The following is a 14,712-nucleotide window of genomic DNA, read 5'->3' on the forward strand; positions in this document are numbered from 1 at the left end:
CCACCTAACTCCGCAGCTCCGCCAAGCCGCGGTAAAGCTCCAGGGCCTCCGGGTTGGCCAGGGCCTCCTGGTTCTTGACCTTGCGGTCGTGGACGATGTCGCGCACCGCCAGCTCGACGATCTTGCCGCTCTTGGTGCGCGGGATATCGGCTACCGGGATCACCTTGGCCGGGACATGGCGCGGGGTGGCGCCGCTGCGGATCTGGGTCTTGATGCGGGATGTCAGGTCGTCGTCCAGCGCGTGGCCCGGCCGCAGCTTGACGAAGAGTACCACGCGGACGTCGCCCTGCCAGTCCTGGCCGATGACGATGGATTCCTCCACTGCGTCCAGCTTCTCGACCTGGCGGTAGATCTCCGCCGTGCCGATGCGCACGCCGCCGGGGTTGAGGGTAGCGTCCGACCGTCCGTAGACGATGATGCCGTCGTGTTCGGTCAACTCGACGAAGTCGCCGTGGTGCCAGATGTTGGGATAGGTCTCGAAATAGGCGGCGCGGTATCTTGCGCCGTCAGGGTCATCCCAGAAGCCGATGGGCATGCAGGGGAAGGGCTTCACGCAGACCAGTTCGCCCTTCTCGCCGCGTACCGGCCGGCCCGTGTCGTCGAAGACCTCGACCGCCATGCCCAGGCAGCGGCGCTGGATCTCGCCGCGCCAGACCGGGCCGATGGGATTGCCGCCGAGGAAGCAGGAGACGATGTCGGTGCCCCCGGCGATGGAGGAAAGGCAGACGTCTTTCTTGATGTGCGCGTAGACGTAGTCGAAGCCCTCCGGCACCAGTGGTGAGCCGGTCGAGGTTATCAGGCGCAGCGCCGGGAAGCTGTGGTTGGACTGCGGGTCGAGCCCGGCCTTGCCCAGGGCGTCGATGTACTTCGCCGAGGTGCCGAAGAGCGTCGCCTTTTCGGTTTCGGCAAAGTCGAAGAGGATGTTGCCGTCCGGCGCGAAGGGCGAGCCGTCATAGAGCAGCAGCGTGGCTTCGCAGGCGAGCGCAGAGACCAGCCAGTTCCACATCATCCAGCCGCAGGTGGTAAAGTAGAAAACCCGGTCATCGGCTTTCACGTCACAGAGCAGTCGGTGTTCCTTCAGGTGCTGCAGCAGGGTGCCGCCGATGCCGTGGACGATGCACTTGGGCTTCCCCGTGGTGCCGCTGGAAAACATGATGTAGAGCGGCGCGTTGAAGGGCTGGCGGGCAAAGGCGATCTCGCCGGCTTCAAAGGGCGCGACAAAATCCGCGAGGCCGACGGCGCCTTCGATGACGCCGACATCCGGTGCCGCATCGAGATAGGGCACCACGACGACCTTCTGCAGGCTCGGCATCTGCGCCGTGAACGCCGCCACCCGCGGCCGCGAGTCCAGCGCCTTGCCGTTGTAGTAATAGCCGTCGGCGCAGAACAGCACCTTGGGCTCGATCTGGCCGAAGCGGTCGAGCACGCCCTGCACGCCGAAATCAGGCGAGCAGGACGACCAGACCGCACCCAGCGACGTGGCCGCCAGCATGGCGATCACCGTCTCCGGCATGTTGGGCAGGAAGCCGGCCACGCGGTCGCCGGCGCCGACTCCCTCGGCCGCCAGGGCCTGGGCAACGCGGGAGACCTGATCGTAGAGGTCCCGGTGGGAGAGGCGGCGCTTCACCTTGTCCTCGCCCCAGAACACCATGGCATCGTCCGCGTCTCCAGGGTCACCGGGACGGCGGCGCAGCAGGTTCTCCGCGAAGTTCACCTTCGCTTTGGGGAAAAAGGCGGCCCCGGGCATCTTGTCGCCGTCGATGAGTACGGGGCCGCGGGTGTCATCGGCAACGACGCCGCAGAAGTCCCAAACCGCGCACCAGAAGTCTTCGATCTCGCTGACCGACCAGGCATAGAGATCGTCATAGCCGGTGAGGGCGGTGCCGTGGCTCTTGTTCACATGGTCGATAAAGGCGGTCAGGTTGGCCGCGGCGACCCGCGCTTGCGAGGGCTGCCAAAGCGGTTCACTCATGCTTTCTTCCCTGTCTGGACTGTTCTTCCGCAGGCCTTGCGCCTGCCGTTTTGTGCAGTATGGCGAAGCCTCCCCCTATGATCCAGCCCGGCTTGGAGGCCCCCAGCGCCCGGTCGTCGCATGGCTGCCTTGCGGCGGCATGGGTGGCGGCGGTGCCCGCTTGGGTTTAGTATCGCCGGGCATGTCTCCCCCTTCGTCTCTTCTCGCGCGCGGAAAGGCTCTGCCCGCTCCGCTGCAGGGCGCCTTATTGATGATCGCCGCCGCGTTTCTCTTCGCGGTGATGAACGCGGCGATCAAGCTGGCGGCGGCGGAGGGGCTGCATCCCTTCCAGATCGCCTTTTTCCGCAACGCCTTCGCGCTGAGCCTGATGCTGCCCTGGCTCGCCCGCATGGGTTTTGGGGTTCTGCACACGGACCGTCTGAAGGTGCATCTCTGGCGCGCCGGCATCGGCCTTATCGCCATGCTCTGCTGGTTCACCGCGGTGGTGCGCATGCCGATGGCCGAGGCGGTGGCGCTGAACTTCACGGTGCCGCTCTTCGCCACCGCCGGTGCCGCCATCTTCCTGGGGGAAACCGTGCGCGCCCGGCGCTGGACCGCCACCATCGTCGGTTTCCTCGGCGTCCTGATCATCCTGCGCCCCGGCTTTGCCGAGCTGACGCCGGTCACGAGCCTGCCGATCATCGCCGCCTGTTTCATGGCGATCACGGTGCTCATCGTAAAGTCGCTGTCGCGCACCGAAGAGCCCATGGCGGTGGTGCTCTATATGAACTTGCTGCTGACCCCGCTGTCGCTGGTCCCGGCGCTCTTCGTCTGGCAGACGCCCAGCCTGCGCGCCCTCCTGCTGATGGCATTCGTCGGGGCCTGTGCGGTGCTGGCGCATATCGCTTTCACCCGTTCCTTCGCCAGGGCCGACGCCTCTGCGGTTCTGCCCTTCGACTATGCCCGCCTGCCCTTCGTCGCCGCCATCGGCTTCTTTCTTTTTGGCGACGTACCGGACCTCTGGACCTGGGTCGGCGCCGCCGTCATCGCCGCCTCGGCGGTTTACATCGCCCACCGTGAGAGCCGGGTTGCCAAGGTGCGCCAGACCCACCGGCCGGGCAGCGAAGCGGTGAAGGCCAAGACCTGATGGCGGACTTGCCACGCAGCAACATTGTCGCTGCCTGGCAGCGGCTTTCGCCCAACCATCGCGGCGCCCTCTGGATGATCGGCGCCAGCCTGGGCTTCACCGTCAACTCCGCTTTCGTGAAAACCCTCAGGGCCGAGGATGTGGACACCTTCCAGATCGCCTTTGCCCGGGCCCTCTTCTCCCTGGCCGCCTTGGCGCCGTTTTGCTACCGCGCGGGGGCCGGGGTGTGGCGCAGCAAGGCGCCGGGCCTGCAACTGGGGCGTTCGCTCTGCGCGGCTGTGGCGATGATCTGCGGCTTCTATGCCGTCGGTCAGCTGCCCCTGGCCGAGTTTACGGCTCTTACCTTCACCCTGCCGCTCTTCGTGGTGGTGCTGGCGGTGGCGATGCTGAAGGAGGAGGTGCGCTGGCGGCGTTGGCTGGCCACCATTGTGGGTTTTCTCGGCGTGCTCATTATGGTGCGCCCTGGTGCCGCCGCCTTCGACCCGGCGGCGCTGGTGGCCCTGGCCTCGGTACTGGGGATCGCCCTTGCGGTGGTCATTCTCAAGAAGCTGCCGGCCGGCGAAAGCCACGTCACCATGTTGATCTATTTCTGCTTCACCTCCATCGCACTCAGCATCGGCCCGGCGCTTTACTTCTGGCAGTGGCCGACGGCCTGGCAGTGGCTGCTGCTGGCGGCGGTCGGGGTTCTGGGGGTCGGCTCCCAGGCCATGATCATCCGCGCCTACCGTGTGGGCGAGGCCAGCTTTGTCGCGCCCTTCGACTATCTGAAGCTGATTCTGGCCGGTCTCATCGGCTTTCTGATCTTTGCCGAGGTGCCGGATGCCTGGACCGCCCTCGGCGCCCTGGTCATCGTCGGCTCGACCTTCTACATCGCCCGGCGCGAGGCGGCCCAGCGCAAGGTCACGGCAGCGCCTGGGGCGGCGGAATAAGCTGTTAAGGGAACGCTATACCTTTATCGCCAGGGCGCCGTAGGAACTGGCGAGGCTGGCAATGACGATGAGGGTCAGCGGGCGGCGCAGGGCCCGGTACCAAGCCGGTGCATTACCGGCGGCGATGGCGCGGAGGTCGCCGAAGTAGACCCCGGCGAAACCCAGGACCATGAGCAGCAGGCCGTAGACCGGGTTCAGCAGCAGCGCCAGCCAGCCCAGCAGCGCCGGGACCACCGACCAGCCGAGGCGGCGATAGCTGATCTCACCATCCCCCAGGGCCAGGCCCCAGTGCACCGCCCCCATAAAGGAGAGGATGACGGCGCCATAGGCCAACTGAATATCCAGCGCGGCGAGGGAGTCGGGATAGTCGGCGAGCCAGAGACCCAGGCTGGCGGCGAGGAACGGCAGCAGGCCCGCAAAGCCCAGCACCAGGGCCGGACGCGGCACGGCGGCCAGATTGCTTTTATCAGCCATAGGTCAGGCGGCCATGAATCACGCTGCGGTTTTCTTCAGCCCGAGGCGCAGCAGGGCTTTCTTGGCGCGCAGGCGGTGCCGTCCCCTGACATGGTTGGATACCAGGCCGAGGGTGGCGAAGAGCACCGTGGCGTCGTCGGTGAAGCCGAGACCGGCGATGAAGTCGGGGATCATATCGCTGGGCAGCACGAAGTAGGCGAGGGCGGCCATCAGGGTGGCTTTCACCGGCAGCGGGGTCTCCGGATCGCGGGCGCAGTAATAGGCCGCCGTCGCGTCTTCCAGGAACGGCGCCTTGCCGAGGGTGAGGCGCAGCTTGGCCCAAAACCCCTTGGAAACCGTTGTTTCGTCACGCTGAAGCTGTGCCGGATCATAGGGCACAAGGGCGCCCGCGGACGTCGTTTCCTTCTCCGTCATGGCCATAATATGGTCCCGCCGCGGCTGCTTCGCAATGCCTGCCCCCCAGTCCCTTTCCCCTATCCGGCCGCCGTTGTATTTTCGCCGCCGCCGCCTTACTCCCCCTTTCAGGAGGTTGATCCGTGACCGACGAAAATGCATTCCGGCAACAGGGCTTTCCCGATGCCATCAAACAGCTTGAACCCTACAGCGGCCGCTTTGAGGCCTTTCGGCTGTCCGGGCGGGGCTGCGATGTCTACTTCGCGTCCTATCCCGCCGGGACCGAGATCGAGCCGCATAGCCATGATACGGAAAACCACGGCCTGATTACGCTGGGGGCGTTGATCCTGATCGTCGACGGCAAGGAAACCCGCGTACCGGCGGGGTCCTGGTATCACATCCCCGCGGGCCAGATCCACGCCGCCCGCTTCGAGGAAGACACCGAAGAAATCGAACTCTGGTTCGCCTCTTAGATCGGCAAGCCGGTCGGCCAAGGTCACATCAAAAAACGGAAGGGAACAGCCCTCTTGCTCGACACCGCAAAGAAACATCCCATGGTGATGCCGGACGGCACCGTCATCGAGCAGGTCGTTCACTTGAAGGCGGTCATCGACCATCCGCGCATCGTCGCCGGCGACTACAGCTACTATCACGACTTTCAACTGCGTGATGACTACGCCGCCGTCATCGCGCCCTACCTCTTTCCCCTGAGCCCGGAGAAATTGGTGATCGGCCGCTTTGCGCAGATCGCCCATGGGGTGCGCTTCATCACCAGCTCGGCCAACCACGACATGAGCGGTTTCTCCACCTACCCCTTCGGCAACTTCATGATGACAGAGGAGATGACCGAGGCCGAGGTGAAGGATCTCTTCGCGGTGACGGCGAACAAGGGCGATACCGTCGTCGGCAACGATGTCTGGATCGGCATGGAGGCTGTGGTCATGCCCGGCGTAACCATCGGCGACGGCGCCATTGTCGCCGCGCGTTCCGTGGTGGTGAACGATGTTGCGCCTTACACAATCGTCGGCGGTAATCCCGCGAAGTCTCTGAAGGCGCGTTTTCCCGACGCGGTGATTGCAGCCCTGCTGGACATAAAGTGGTGGCTCTGGCCCATCGCCGTGATCGAGGAGAACCTCGACGTCATAACCGGGAGCGATATCGATGCCCTGCGCAGCCTTGCTTCGGCAATCGGCGGTCAAGACGAAGGCTAGCGATCCGATCTAGAGGCAGGCCCCGTCCCTGTAGGCGCCATCGATAAGGCGGGGGATCGCGACGCTACAGCCCTCATCCGCGGCCCAGGTAACATCGTCGGGGTAGCCTGCCGCGATCAGTTCCTGGCCCGAAGGACACTGGGTCAGGGCGCCGGCAAGATCGTCGCATAGTTCCCGATAAGCCCCCGCGGCGGCGGCGGCATCGGAGCTCAAGCGCCCGTTCAGCCGCGCCAGCACCGCTCCTGCGCCCAGCAGGTCCTCCAGGGCCGGGCGCAAGCTGCCGTCGGGCCAGTGTTCTCCGGCGGCGATCACCAAGACTCTTGCGTCCGCGGGAACGGCCGCAGCCACGGCGGCCGCGTTGCGCAGGCAGGCAGCAAAGGCGGTTTTGTTTCCGACCAGGGTGGAGAGGGTCGAGCCGTTGGGGGAGGGCAGGACCAGTCGCGCGCCGGCGTCGAGCGCTGCCAGGCTTGGTGGCGACAGGCTGGGCCCGCCGTCCCGGCGAGATCCGGCAAGCACCGCCTGCTGCTCCGCCGCAAAGGCCGCTGCGGTTGCGTCGCGGTAGCGGTAGGGCAGAACCGCGGCGCCCCGTGACACCGCGACATCGACGGCGGTCGAGAACGACAGTACGTCGACGATGACGACAACATCGCTGGCCGGCAGGCGGTCGTTCAGCCCGGCCTTGCCCCAGGCGAAATCCACTTGGATATCAGACATGCTTGGCCCTTGTTTACCGCTCCGCCAGCAGAAGCAATGCTTGGATGCAGGCCCGGAAAGATGTCAGCGGTTGGCGGTCTGCGTCTGCGGGTCGTCGTCTTCGCTGAGGTCTTCCGGCAGGGTCACGATGACCCTTGTGCCGCTGCCCAGCTTGCTTTCGATTTCCAGGTTGCCGCCATGCAGTTCGACCAGTGCCTTGGTCAGCGGCAAGCCGAGGCCGGCGCCCTGATAGTTGGCGCTGTGGGCCGGGCTGAGGCGGCGAAAGGGCTCCAGGACGGCGGGTATGTCCTCCTGGCGCATGCCGATACCGTTGTCCACGACCTCGATGCGAAAGGGCCCGCCTCTGGCGCTCCGCAGGTCCATGGCCACGGCGCCGCCGGCCGGTGTGAACTTTATCGCGTTGGAGAGCAGGTTGAGCACGATCTGGCGCAGCTTTGTACCGTCGGCACAGAGCTTCGGCCATTCTTCCGGGTTGCCGGTGACCGAGAGCGTCACCTGGGCGCGTTCGGCCTGGCTGCACACCAGTTGGCTGCAGAGCTTGACGATTTCGTTGATGTCCACGGTCTCGCGCAGGAGCTGGAGTTCGCCGGCCTCGATGATCGAAAGGTCGAGGAGGTCGTTGATCAGGTTAAGCAGATGCTCGCCGCTGTCGTGAATGTGCTTCACGTAGCTTTCGTAGCGCTCGCTGCCCAGCGGGCCGAAGGCTTCGCGGCCGATCAGGTCGGAAAAGCCGATCACGGCGTTCAGGGGCGTGCGCAGTTCGTGACTCATGTTGGCCAGGAACTCGGTCTTGGCGCGACTTGCTTCCATGGCCGAATCCCGCGCGCGGCGCAGCTCCTGCGTGGTTTCCTCGATCTTGCGGTGCTGCAGGCCCAGTTGATCATAGGCGCGCTGGACTTCGCGCGACTGAAGCCTCAGCTCCTCCTGGGTCGCCAAGAGCTCTTCTTCGTGCTTCTTCAGCGCGGTGATGTCGACGTGGACGGTGGCCGTGTGGCCGCGGTCGGTCCGGCGGGCGATGGAACTCAGCCAGCGCCCGTTGGAAAGCTGCTCGACCTGCGGCTCATGCCCGTTGCGGCCGAGGGCAAGCTGGCGTTCGATCCATTGTTCCAGATCCTCTTCGCCGCTGACGACGGAAACCGGTGTCGCGCAGCTGCGCAGCAGGGTGCGGCGGTCTGCCCCCCTGAAAAGCTGATCTTTGGCGAGGGAAAGAATGCGGCGATAGTTCTCGTTCCAGAGCAGCAACTGGTCCTTGGCGTCGAAGAGGGCAAAGGCCTCCGAGGTGTCGGAGATCGCCAGCCACTCGCTGCGCTCGTCGCGGATCTGTTCTACCAAAAGGCTGTTCTGGCGCCGGGCGCGCAGCGCCTCCATGAAAGAGCGGTGGACGATACTGGTGGAGATCAGCATCGCCAGGGTCATGATCAGCGCAAAGCAGGCCAGTCCGATATGGGTGCGGTCGCCGATCCAGGCGAAGTAAAGCGCCCAGGGCAGGATGGATGCGCCGACGAAAGCGGCGGCGGCGAGCGGCACGGCACCCAGGGTTGTCGTGGCGCCGGCTGCCATGGCGGCGATCACGATGGCCATCAGAAGGCGCTGATCGGGGGCGAGGTAGGGGTCGAAACCGACGCTGGCCCCCCAGAGCAGCCCGGTGATGCCGGCCCAGATGGCGGCCTTGTGCAGCGTCGCCCGGCGCACCGGTTTCGGCTCGGGTCTTTCAGCGGCCCGCTGTGCCGACCAGGTCCGCCAATGCTGCCAGCGATGCAGGCGCAGCAGGGAAAAGGCCCAGATCAGGCCGAGCCAGGTCAGCAGGGCGGGTTTCGGCACCGCCTCCCAGAGCATCACAACGGTGATGAAGGAGTTGACCAGGCTGACGGTGGAGTTGATCGGCGTGTAGCGGGCGAAGCCTTCGAGCTGTTGACGGCGCAGTTGTCCGTCTTCCGCCGTGAAGCGGCTTAACAAACCCTTGCCCATAACATCACGCGACGACATGCAAAGCTCTTAAAGTAATAAGTCCAATAACGGATGCAGCGGTGAAATTGATTGTTTTATTGCTTCAGCTTAACCGAAAACCATCCGGAACTTTAAAGTGAATGTTGCTGCGTGGCGCAATTATTTCGCGCTGCGCGTATTCAGTGTTGTCCGCCTTCGGTATTGGCCGACTTTGAGACGCGTCTTGCCCGGCCCGATAAACCAACAGCCCCGAAGCGTTAATGCTCCGGGGCTGCGGCTGGAATAGCGGCACTTGTCGGTCAGGCCGAGGCAGCGGCCTCCATCGGCGGCTCGTCCTCCGCCGCGGCTTGTGCACTCTCGGCCGCTTCGGGCTCTTCCGCGCCCTCGCCCAGGTTCGCCTTGCGCTGTGCTTCGGCGCGTTCCAGCTCGCGGGCCAGATCGCCGACCCGGCGAATGATCTCCTTTACCGAAGGTGTTTCGCCGCCCGATTCCGCAGAGGACTCCGCAGGGGCGGACTCGGCCTCGGCCGCCGTCTCGGTGGTGGCTTCCTCGGCTGCCGCGGTCTCCGATACCGGTTCCTCGGCGCCCCCGGCCTCGGGGATGTCTTCCTCGGCGCTTGCGGCCTCGGTCAAATCTTCCTCGGCGCTTGCGGCCTCGGTCATGTCTTCCTCGGCGCTTGCGGCCTCGGTCATGTCTTCCTCGGCGCTTGCGGCCTCCGGTGTATCGGTTTCCGGATCTTCAGCCGTCTCAGGCGCCGCTTCCGCCTCCGCCACAAGCTCTTCCTCGCCTGCAGCCTCGGGCTGTTCTTCAACTGCTGCCTCGACAGCGTCCTCGGCCGTCTCTTCCCCAGTGGCTTCTTCCCCAGTGGCTTCTTCCGCTGGGCTTTCGTCGACCGGGGTTTCTTCCCCAGGCGCTTCATCCACCGGGGCTTCATCCACCGGGGCTTCATCCACCGGGGCTTCATCCACCGGGGCTTCTTCGACGGCTGCCGCTTCCTCGGCGGCGTCGCCGTTCACGTCGGCTGCCTCCGCTTCGGCGCTCTCCGCTTCAGGCGACGCCTCTGTGGCCATCTCTTCGGCAGCCGCTTCTTCGACAGCCGCCTCTGCAGCTTCCTCGCCATCCGCATCAACGGCGGCGGGCGTCTCGGCCTGGATCTCCTCGGCCGGGTCGTCTTCAGCCTGGATGTCCTCTGCAGCTTCTTCCTCTAGCGGCGCTTCATCCGACGCGATGTCTTCAGTGATCGCCTCGGGCTCGGCGATATCCTCTGCCGGCATCTCGCTATCGGCGGCCTCAGGATCTTCCATCGCCGCTGCCTCGGCCTCGTCCGCTTCCGGTCCGGCCTCGGCTTCCATCGCATCAGGCTCGGCAGCCGCGTCCTCGGTTGCTTCTTCTGCAGCCGGCGCGTCGCTTTCCATCTCCGCTTCCGGCGCGGGCTCGGCGATCACTTCGGGGGCCGTTTCGGGGGCCGGTGCGGCGGTGCCGCCCTGAACCAGCGCGGTCACGCGGGATTCGATGTCCTGCAGGGTCTTGGTGAAGGTTTTGGCTTCGATCGACAGCAGAACCGAGTGCAGCATGGAGCGCAGCTCTTCGTTTTCCTGGGCGATCCGCGCGCCCTCTTCTTCCTGCTTTTCGATCTCGGCGCGGGCGCTGACCAACTGACCCTCAAAGGTCTCGAGAAGGCCGATCAGGCGCTCGCTGTAATGCTGCTGCTGTTCATCGATCAGGCCAAAGCGTTGCTCGGCGGCTTCCACCCGTTGGCGCAGGTCGTTGATTTCGGTCATAGGAGAAAAGTCCTTTAACTGCTGACCGGTGCAGTATGGCGGGCAAAGGCTTGTCTTTTCCTTAATGGAAAGACTTCGTTTACCACGCTGGTTAAGGCCCGCGCGGCACAACTGCCGGTTTTGTCTAGATCGTTTCCGACTTGGGCCGGTTCCGTTTAAACATGAATGACTCTAGCTCTCGGGCCGCAGACGCGGACGTCCCTGGCTGACCGCGACATCGCCCTCGATCAGGGTCCACTCGACGATCTGCCGCATCACCTTGCCCAGTGCCTCGTCGAAGGCGACGATGACGGCGCCCAACTGGTCGGCTTCCGACTCGACAAAGTACTGAAACGACTGGGAAGCGACGATGGAGCGCCGCGGCATCTGCACCAGCTTGGCATTCAAGCCGACCCAGGCCTGGGGCTTGCCGTTGTTGTAGTAGATCGCCTGGAACTCGCGCAGCTCGGTCTTGAGGATGAAGTCGGCCCGCAAACCCACGGATTCCCGCCCGATGGAGACGATCTTGCCCGAGTTTTCAAAGGATTCGATCATCAGGGTCTGGACCATCAGCGGGGCCCGGTCGGCCCAGCCGGAGCGCGCATAGTATTCCAACTGGGTCGGATTGCGCTGCAGGGCAATGCGCGTGGTGTTCAGGCCGGCGTTGGCGATGGGGGCCTCCAGGATCAACTGCCACCTGGCCTCCGGCAGGTCGTCGCGGAAGGAGCTCTTTGGCGTCAGGCGGAACAGATCCGGCGGCGGGCCCTGTCCGGGAACCGCCAGATTGCAGCCCGGGGCCAGCGCCACGACGGGCAGGGCCGCCATGGCGCGCAGCAGGCGGCGGCGGCCTTCGGCGGCGCCGGATGCGGGGGGCGTGCCGGGCTCAACAGAAAGCCCGGCCGGCAGGTTCTTATTACTGTGCTTCATAGCCTTGCTGTTGGTCTCCGAAAATGAAACGGGCGGGGTCCCTCTGGACCTCGGTGGTGACACGGTTGAGCACCACCACAAGGTCGCGGGCCTCGGTCAGCAGAGTGGTCAACTCATAGAGCCCGGAATTGGCGAAATCGCGGATCGGCTCCCGGTTCTCCGCGATCATGATTTCCAACTGGTTGGAGGCCGCGGTCAGGTTCTCTGCCGTGACCTGCAGGCTGGCGATCAGTTCGCGCGCGTCCTCGCTGGTCAGGGTAACCTCGCGGTCGATGGAGCCGGCCATGGATTCAAAGCTGGAGAGGGTGGTATCGGCGCGCTCGGTCAGCGTGCCGATGTTGGTTTCCAGCGAGCCGGCCATGGTCTCCAGGCTGCCGGTGGCCTCGCGCAGGTTCTCCATGGTCAGGGCGGCATCGGCGATCAAGGCGTCGATGTTGTCGCTGTTCTTGGCGACCGCCCCGGTGACGGCGGAAAGGCTGGCGATCAGGTCCTCGATGTTCTTGAGGTTGCGGTCACTGAGCAAAGCCTGGGCGCGCAGCAACAGAACATTCACGTTGTCGAGGACTTCCGGCGCGCCCTCCAGAACCTGTTCGAAGGAAGATGTGCCCGGCGGAATCTCCGCATAGCGCTGACCCGGCGGTGGCTCCAGCGGCGGCGCCCCGGGTGAGCCGCCGGTCAGCAGCACGTAGCGCCCGCCGGTCAGGCCTTCCAGTTCCAGGGTCGCCTGGCTGTCGCTGCGCACCGGGGTGCGCTTTTCCACCTCGATGCGCACGCGGATCGCGGTGGGACGGTCCGGGTCCAGATCGACGGAGATGACCTCGCCGACCCGCACGCCGTTATAGCGCACCGGGCTGCCTTCCTTGACGCCGGTAACCGCGCTCTCGAAGATCACGTCGTAACGGGCGAATTCGGTGTCGAACTGAAACTTGGCGAGCCAAAGCACGAAACCGAGCAGACCAAAGGCCAGCGCCAGCACGAAGAGGCCGACCATGATGTAGTTGGCACGTGTCTCCATGAAGCCTCTTAAGTCCCCTGTTTCGGTCTCATTGTGCAGGCCCGGTTTCCGTTGCGCCGGCCTGCTCTGCACTGCCTGCAGCAGCACGCCCGCGCGGACCGCCGAAATACTCTTGAATCCAGGGGTCCGGCTCTCGCATGAGCTCTTCTATGGTTCCCACCTTAACACGTTTGTTTACCAGCACGGAAACCCGGTCGCAGATCGCATAGAGCGAGTCGAGGTCGTGGGTGACCATCACAACCGTCAGGCCCAGCGCCTTCTGCAGGTCGCCGATCAGCAGATCGAAATTGGCGGCGCCGATGGGATCGAGCCCCGCCGTCGGCTCGTCCAGGAACAGGATATCCGCATCCAGCGCCAGGGCGCGGGCAAGGCCGGCGCGTTTGCGCATGCCGCCGGAAAGCTCCGCCGGATACTTGTGGGCGGCGTCGGGCGGCAGGCCGACCATGGAGACTTTCACGTCGATCAGCTCGCGGCGCAGCGCCGGTGAGAGATCGCTGTGCTCCTTCATCGGCACCTCGATGTTCTGGGCGACCGTCAAGGAGGAAAATAGGGCGCCGTCCTGAAACAACACCCCCCAGCGCGCCTGCATGGCCATGGTCTCCGCCGCGGAGAGGCCGGCCAGGTCGCGGCCGAAGACGGTGATGCGGCCGGCGGCCTGCTTGTTCAGGCCGATGATGGTGCGGATCAGCACCGACTTGCCGGTGCCCGAGCCGCCGACCACCCCCATGACCTCGCCGGGCTGGACGGAGAATTCCAGGTTGTCGTGGATCACCGTGGGGCCGAACTGGGTGCGCAGGCCCTCGATGGAAAGGACCGGCGATGCCGTGCGGCTCTCTCCGTTGGCGGTGGTGCCCTGTCCCGGGTTTTGCCCGGTATTGGTGCCTTCGATCACCGCCATGACCTAGAACCCGATCACGGAGAAGAAGATCGAGAGCAGCGCGTCCAGCACGATCACCAGGAAGATCGACTCGACCACCGCGCGGGTGGTCTGCTGTCCTACGGATTCGGCGCTGCGCGAGACCTGGAGTCCTTCATAGCAACCGACCATGCCGATGATGAAGGCGAAGAACGGCGCTTTCACGATGCCCACCGCCAGGGTGCCCACCGTCACCGCGTCGTTCAGTTGCCGGGCAAATTGGAAGAAGGAGATGTCCAGCACGATCGTCGCCATGACCGCGCCGCCGAGCAGGCCCATGATATCGGCGTAGAAGGTCAGCAGCGGCAGCACCAGCACCAGCGCAATCACCCGCGGCATGACCAGGACCTCCATAGGGTCCAGGCCCAGGGTGCGCATGGCATCGATTTCCTCGTTCACCTTCATGGTGCCGATCTGGGCGGTGAAGGCGCTGCCGGAGCGGCCGGCGACGATGATGGCGGTGAGCAGGATGCCCATTTCCCGCAGGATACCCACAGCGACCAGGTTCACGGTGAAGATCTGGGCCCCGAACTGAGCCAGCTGATCGGCGCCCTGGTAGGCCAGCACGACGCCGACCAGAAAGGAAATCAGACCGACGATGGGCAGGGCATTAAGGCCGGTTTGTTCCATCTGGCTGATCAGGGCAGTGAAGCGAATGCGCCAGGGCATGGCCAGAGAGCGCGCCAATACGATGATGGTGAGCCCGAGAAACGACAGCAGATCGGTTGCCTCGCGGCTGATCCTGACTGTTTCCCGCCCCAGGCGCAGGGCCACGGCAACCAGCGGATTGTCGGCCTTCGGGGCCGGCGGACACTCTATATGCCGGGCGGCGACGGTATCCATCAGCCGCTCCACCGCCGGCGGTACGCCAACGAGCGTAACCTCCAGGCCCTTGTCTTTCAGGTTTCCCAGGGTGCGGTCCAGTATCCAGGCGCCGGCACTGTCGACGGCGCCGCAGTGCGAAAGATCCAGAGCGCCGGTGCGGGCGCCCGCCGGATCGAGGCCGCGCAGGGCGGCGTCGTGGCGCGCCAGTTCGCGGGTCGTCCAGTCACCGACGAACTGCAGAGTCAGGTGGTCGCCGTCCCGCGCTACCTCCAGGGAGGAGGCGGCCAGAAGCTCTTCTGCGGCGCTCACGCGGCTGCTCCCACCGTTATGACCCCTTTGTTCAGCCCCCGTCGCTCAGCCCTTGTCGGGCCCGATTTCGCTCAGGCTCCGTTTCTGGCGGCCCTTTGCCCTAAGCCGCTGCCATATAATAACTATTTTACCCGGCTTGTCTCCTAGCCTTATCTCCGGGCCTTATCTCCGGGCCTTATCTCCCTACCTCAGGG

At 65.0% G+C, this 14,712-nt stretch carries 14 protein-coding genes; 4 read left to right on the forward strand and 10 right to left on the reverse strand.

What is annotated here, in order from left to right:
* Positions 1-4: 4 nt before the first annotated feature.
* Positions 5-1,972 carry an acetoacetate--CoA ligase gene (locus ACP146_RS25325; RefSeq protein WP_422369536.1) on the reverse strand — a complete coding sequence of 656 codons (1,968 nt, stop codon included), beginning with the start codon at positions 1,970-1,972 and terminating at the stop codon, positions 5-7.
* Between the two features lie 181 nt (positions 1,973-2,153).
* Here ACP146_RS25325 and ACP146_RS25330 point away from each other — a divergent pair, with 181 nt between their 5' ends.
* Together ACP146_RS25330 and ACP146_RS25335 are read left to right on the forward strand one after the other, a co-directional pair.
* Entirely contained in the window at positions 2,154-3,098 is a 945-nt protein-coding gene (locus ACP146_RS25330; RefSeq protein WP_422369537.1) for a DMT family transporter, read from the forward strand.
* Entirely contained in the window at positions 3,098-4,027 is a 930-nt protein-coding gene (locus ACP146_RS25335; RefSeq protein WP_422369538.1) for a DMT family transporter, read from the forward strand. The genes ACP146_RS25330 and ACP146_RS25335 overlap by 1 nt, the downstream gene beginning before the upstream one ends.
* Positions 4,028-4,042: 15 nt before the next feature.
* Here ACP146_RS25335 and ACP146_RS25340 read toward each other — a convergent pair whose 3' ends face one another.
* Together ACP146_RS25340 and ACP146_RS25345 are read right to left on the reverse strand one after the other, a co-directional pair.
* Positions 4,043-4,501, reverse strand: coding sequence for a DUF3429 domain-containing protein (locus ACP146_RS25340; RefSeq protein ID WP_422369539.1), 459 nt, complete (start codon positions 4,499-4,501; stop codon positions 4,043-4,045).
* 18 nt (positions 4,502-4,519) lie between these two features.
* Entirely contained in the window at positions 4,520-4,921 is a 402-nt protein-coding gene (locus ACP146_RS25345; RefSeq protein WP_425032978.1) for a YkvA family protein, read from the reverse strand.
* Positions 4,922-5,037: 116 nt separating this feature from the next.
* Here ACP146_RS25345 and ACP146_RS25350 point away from each other — a divergent pair, with 116 nt between their 5' ends.
* Positions 5,038-5,367 (forward strand): cupin domain-containing protein, encoded by a 330-nt coding sequence (locus tag ACP146_RS25350; RefSeq protein WP_422369541.1) that lies wholly within the window; start codon positions 5,038-5,040, stop codon positions 5,365-5,367.
* A gap of 54 nt (positions 5,368-5,421) precedes the next feature.
* Positions 5,422-6,105: a CatB-related O-acetyltransferase gene (locus ACP146_RS25355; RefSeq protein ID WP_422369542.1), complete on the forward strand. Its 684-nt coding sequence runs from the start codon at positions 5,422-5,424 to the stop codon at positions 6,103-6,105.
* 9 nt (positions 6,106-6,114) lie between these two features.
* On the opposite strand, the gene ACP146_RS25360 is transcribed toward ACP146_RS25355, so the two are convergent.
* The 7 genes from ACP146_RS25360 to ACP146_RS25390 all read right to left on the reverse strand — a co-directional run bounded on the left by ACP146_RS25360 (position 6,115) and on the right by ACP146_RS25390 (position 14,518).
* Positions 6,115-6,819 carry a 2-phosphosulfolactate phosphatase gene (locus ACP146_RS25360; RefSeq protein WP_422369543.1) on the reverse strand — a complete coding sequence of 235 codons (705 nt, stop codon included), beginning with the start codon at positions 6,817-6,819 and terminating at the stop codon, positions 6,115-6,117.
* A gap of 63 nt (positions 6,820-6,882) precedes the next feature.
* Entirely contained in the window at positions 6,883-8,805 is a 1,923-nt protein-coding gene (locus ACP146_RS25365) for an ATP-binding protein (RefSeq protein ID WP_422369544.1), read from the reverse strand.
* 260 nt (positions 8,806-9,065) lie between these two features.
* Positions 9,066-10,547 (reverse strand): hypothetical protein, encoded by a 1,482-nt coding sequence (locus tag ACP146_RS25370; protein ID WP_422369545.1) that lies wholly within the window; start codon positions 10,545-10,547, stop codon positions 9,066-9,068.
* Positions 10,548-10,718: 171 nt separating this feature from the next.
* Positions 10,719-11,453 carry an ABC-type transport auxiliary lipoprotein family protein gene (locus ACP146_RS25375; RefSeq protein ID WP_422369546.1) on the reverse strand — a complete coding sequence of 245 codons (735 nt, stop codon included), beginning with the start codon at positions 11,451-11,453 and terminating at the stop codon, positions 10,719-10,721.
* Positions 11,440-12,468, reverse strand: a complete 1,029-nt coding sequence (locus ACP146_RS25380) for an MlaD family protein (RefSeq protein WP_422369547.1) — start codon at positions 12,466-12,468, stop codon at positions 11,440-11,442. Before ACP146_RS25380 ends, ACP146_RS25375 begins: the two co-directional genes overlap by 14 nt.
* Before the next feature lie 28 nt (positions 12,469-12,496).
* Positions 12,497-13,366, reverse strand: a complete 870-nt coding sequence (locus ACP146_RS25385; protein ID WP_422369548.1) for an ABC transporter ATP-binding protein — start codon at positions 13,364-13,366, stop codon at positions 12,497-12,499.
* A 3-nt stretch (positions 13,367-13,369) separates the two neighbouring features.
* Positions 13,370-14,518, reverse strand: a complete 1,149-nt coding sequence (locus ACP146_RS25390; protein WP_422369549.1) for an MlaE family lipid ABC transporter permease subunit — start codon at positions 14,516-14,518, stop codon at positions 13,370-13,372.
* Between the last annotated feature and the right edge of the window lie 194 nt (positions 14,519-14,712).

The organism is Pelagibius sp., from assembly GCF_965249265.1.
Taxonomy (GTDB): domain Bacteria; phylum Pseudomonadota; class Alphaproteobacteria; order Kiloniellales; family Kiloniellaceae; genus Pelagibius.

What these genes read in the sequence shown, in the direction of transcription:
- ACP146_RS25340 (WP_422369539.1), bottom strand. Translation starts at nt 4,501, where the DNA reads ATGGCTGATAAAAGCAATCTGGCCGCCGTGCCGCGTCCGGCCCTGGTG.
- ACP146_RS25370 (WP_422369545.1), bottom strand. Translation starts at nt 10,547, where the DNA reads ATGACCGAAATCAACGACCTGCGCCAACGGGTGGAAGCCGCCGAGCAA.
- ACP146_RS25325 (WP_422369536.1), bottom strand. Translation starts at nt 1,972, where the DNA reads ATGAGTGAACCGCTTTGGCAGCCCTCGCAAGCGCGGGTCGCCGCGGCC.
- ACP146_RS25380 (WP_422369547.1), bottom strand. Translation starts at nt 12,468, where the DNA reads ATGGAGACACGTGCCAACTACATCATGGTCGGCCTCTTCGTGCTGGCG.
- ACP146_RS25335 (WP_422369538.1), top strand. Translation starts at nt 3,098, where the DNA reads ATGGCGGACTTGCCACGCAGCAACATTGTCGCTGCCTGGCAGCGGCTT.
- ACP146_RS25360 (WP_422369543.1), bottom strand. Translation starts at nt 6,819, where the DNA reads ATGTCTGATATCCAAGTGGATTTCGCCTGGGGCAAGGCCGGGCTGAAC.
- ACP146_RS25375 (WP_422369546.1), bottom strand. Translation starts at nt 11,453, where the DNA reads ATGAAGCACAGTAATAAGAACCTGCCGGCCGGGCTTTCTGTTGAGCCC.
- ACP146_RS25330 (WP_422369537.1), top strand. Translation starts at nt 2,154, where the DNA reads ATGTCTCCCCCTTCGTCTCTTCTCGCGCGCGGAAAGGCTCTGCCCGCT.
- ACP146_RS25365 (WP_422369544.1), bottom strand. Translation starts at nt 8,805, where the DNA reads ATGTCGTCGCGTGATGTTATGGGCAAGGGTTTGTTAAGCCGCTTCACG.
- ACP146_RS25345 (WP_425032978.1), bottom strand. Translation starts at nt 4,921, where the DNA reads ATGGCCATGACGGAGAAGGAAACGACGTCCGCGGGCGCCCTTGTGCCC.
- ACP146_RS25385 (WP_422369548.1), bottom strand. Translation starts at nt 13,366, where the DNA reads ATGGCGGTGATCGAAGGCACCAATACCGGGCAAAACCCGGGACAGGGC.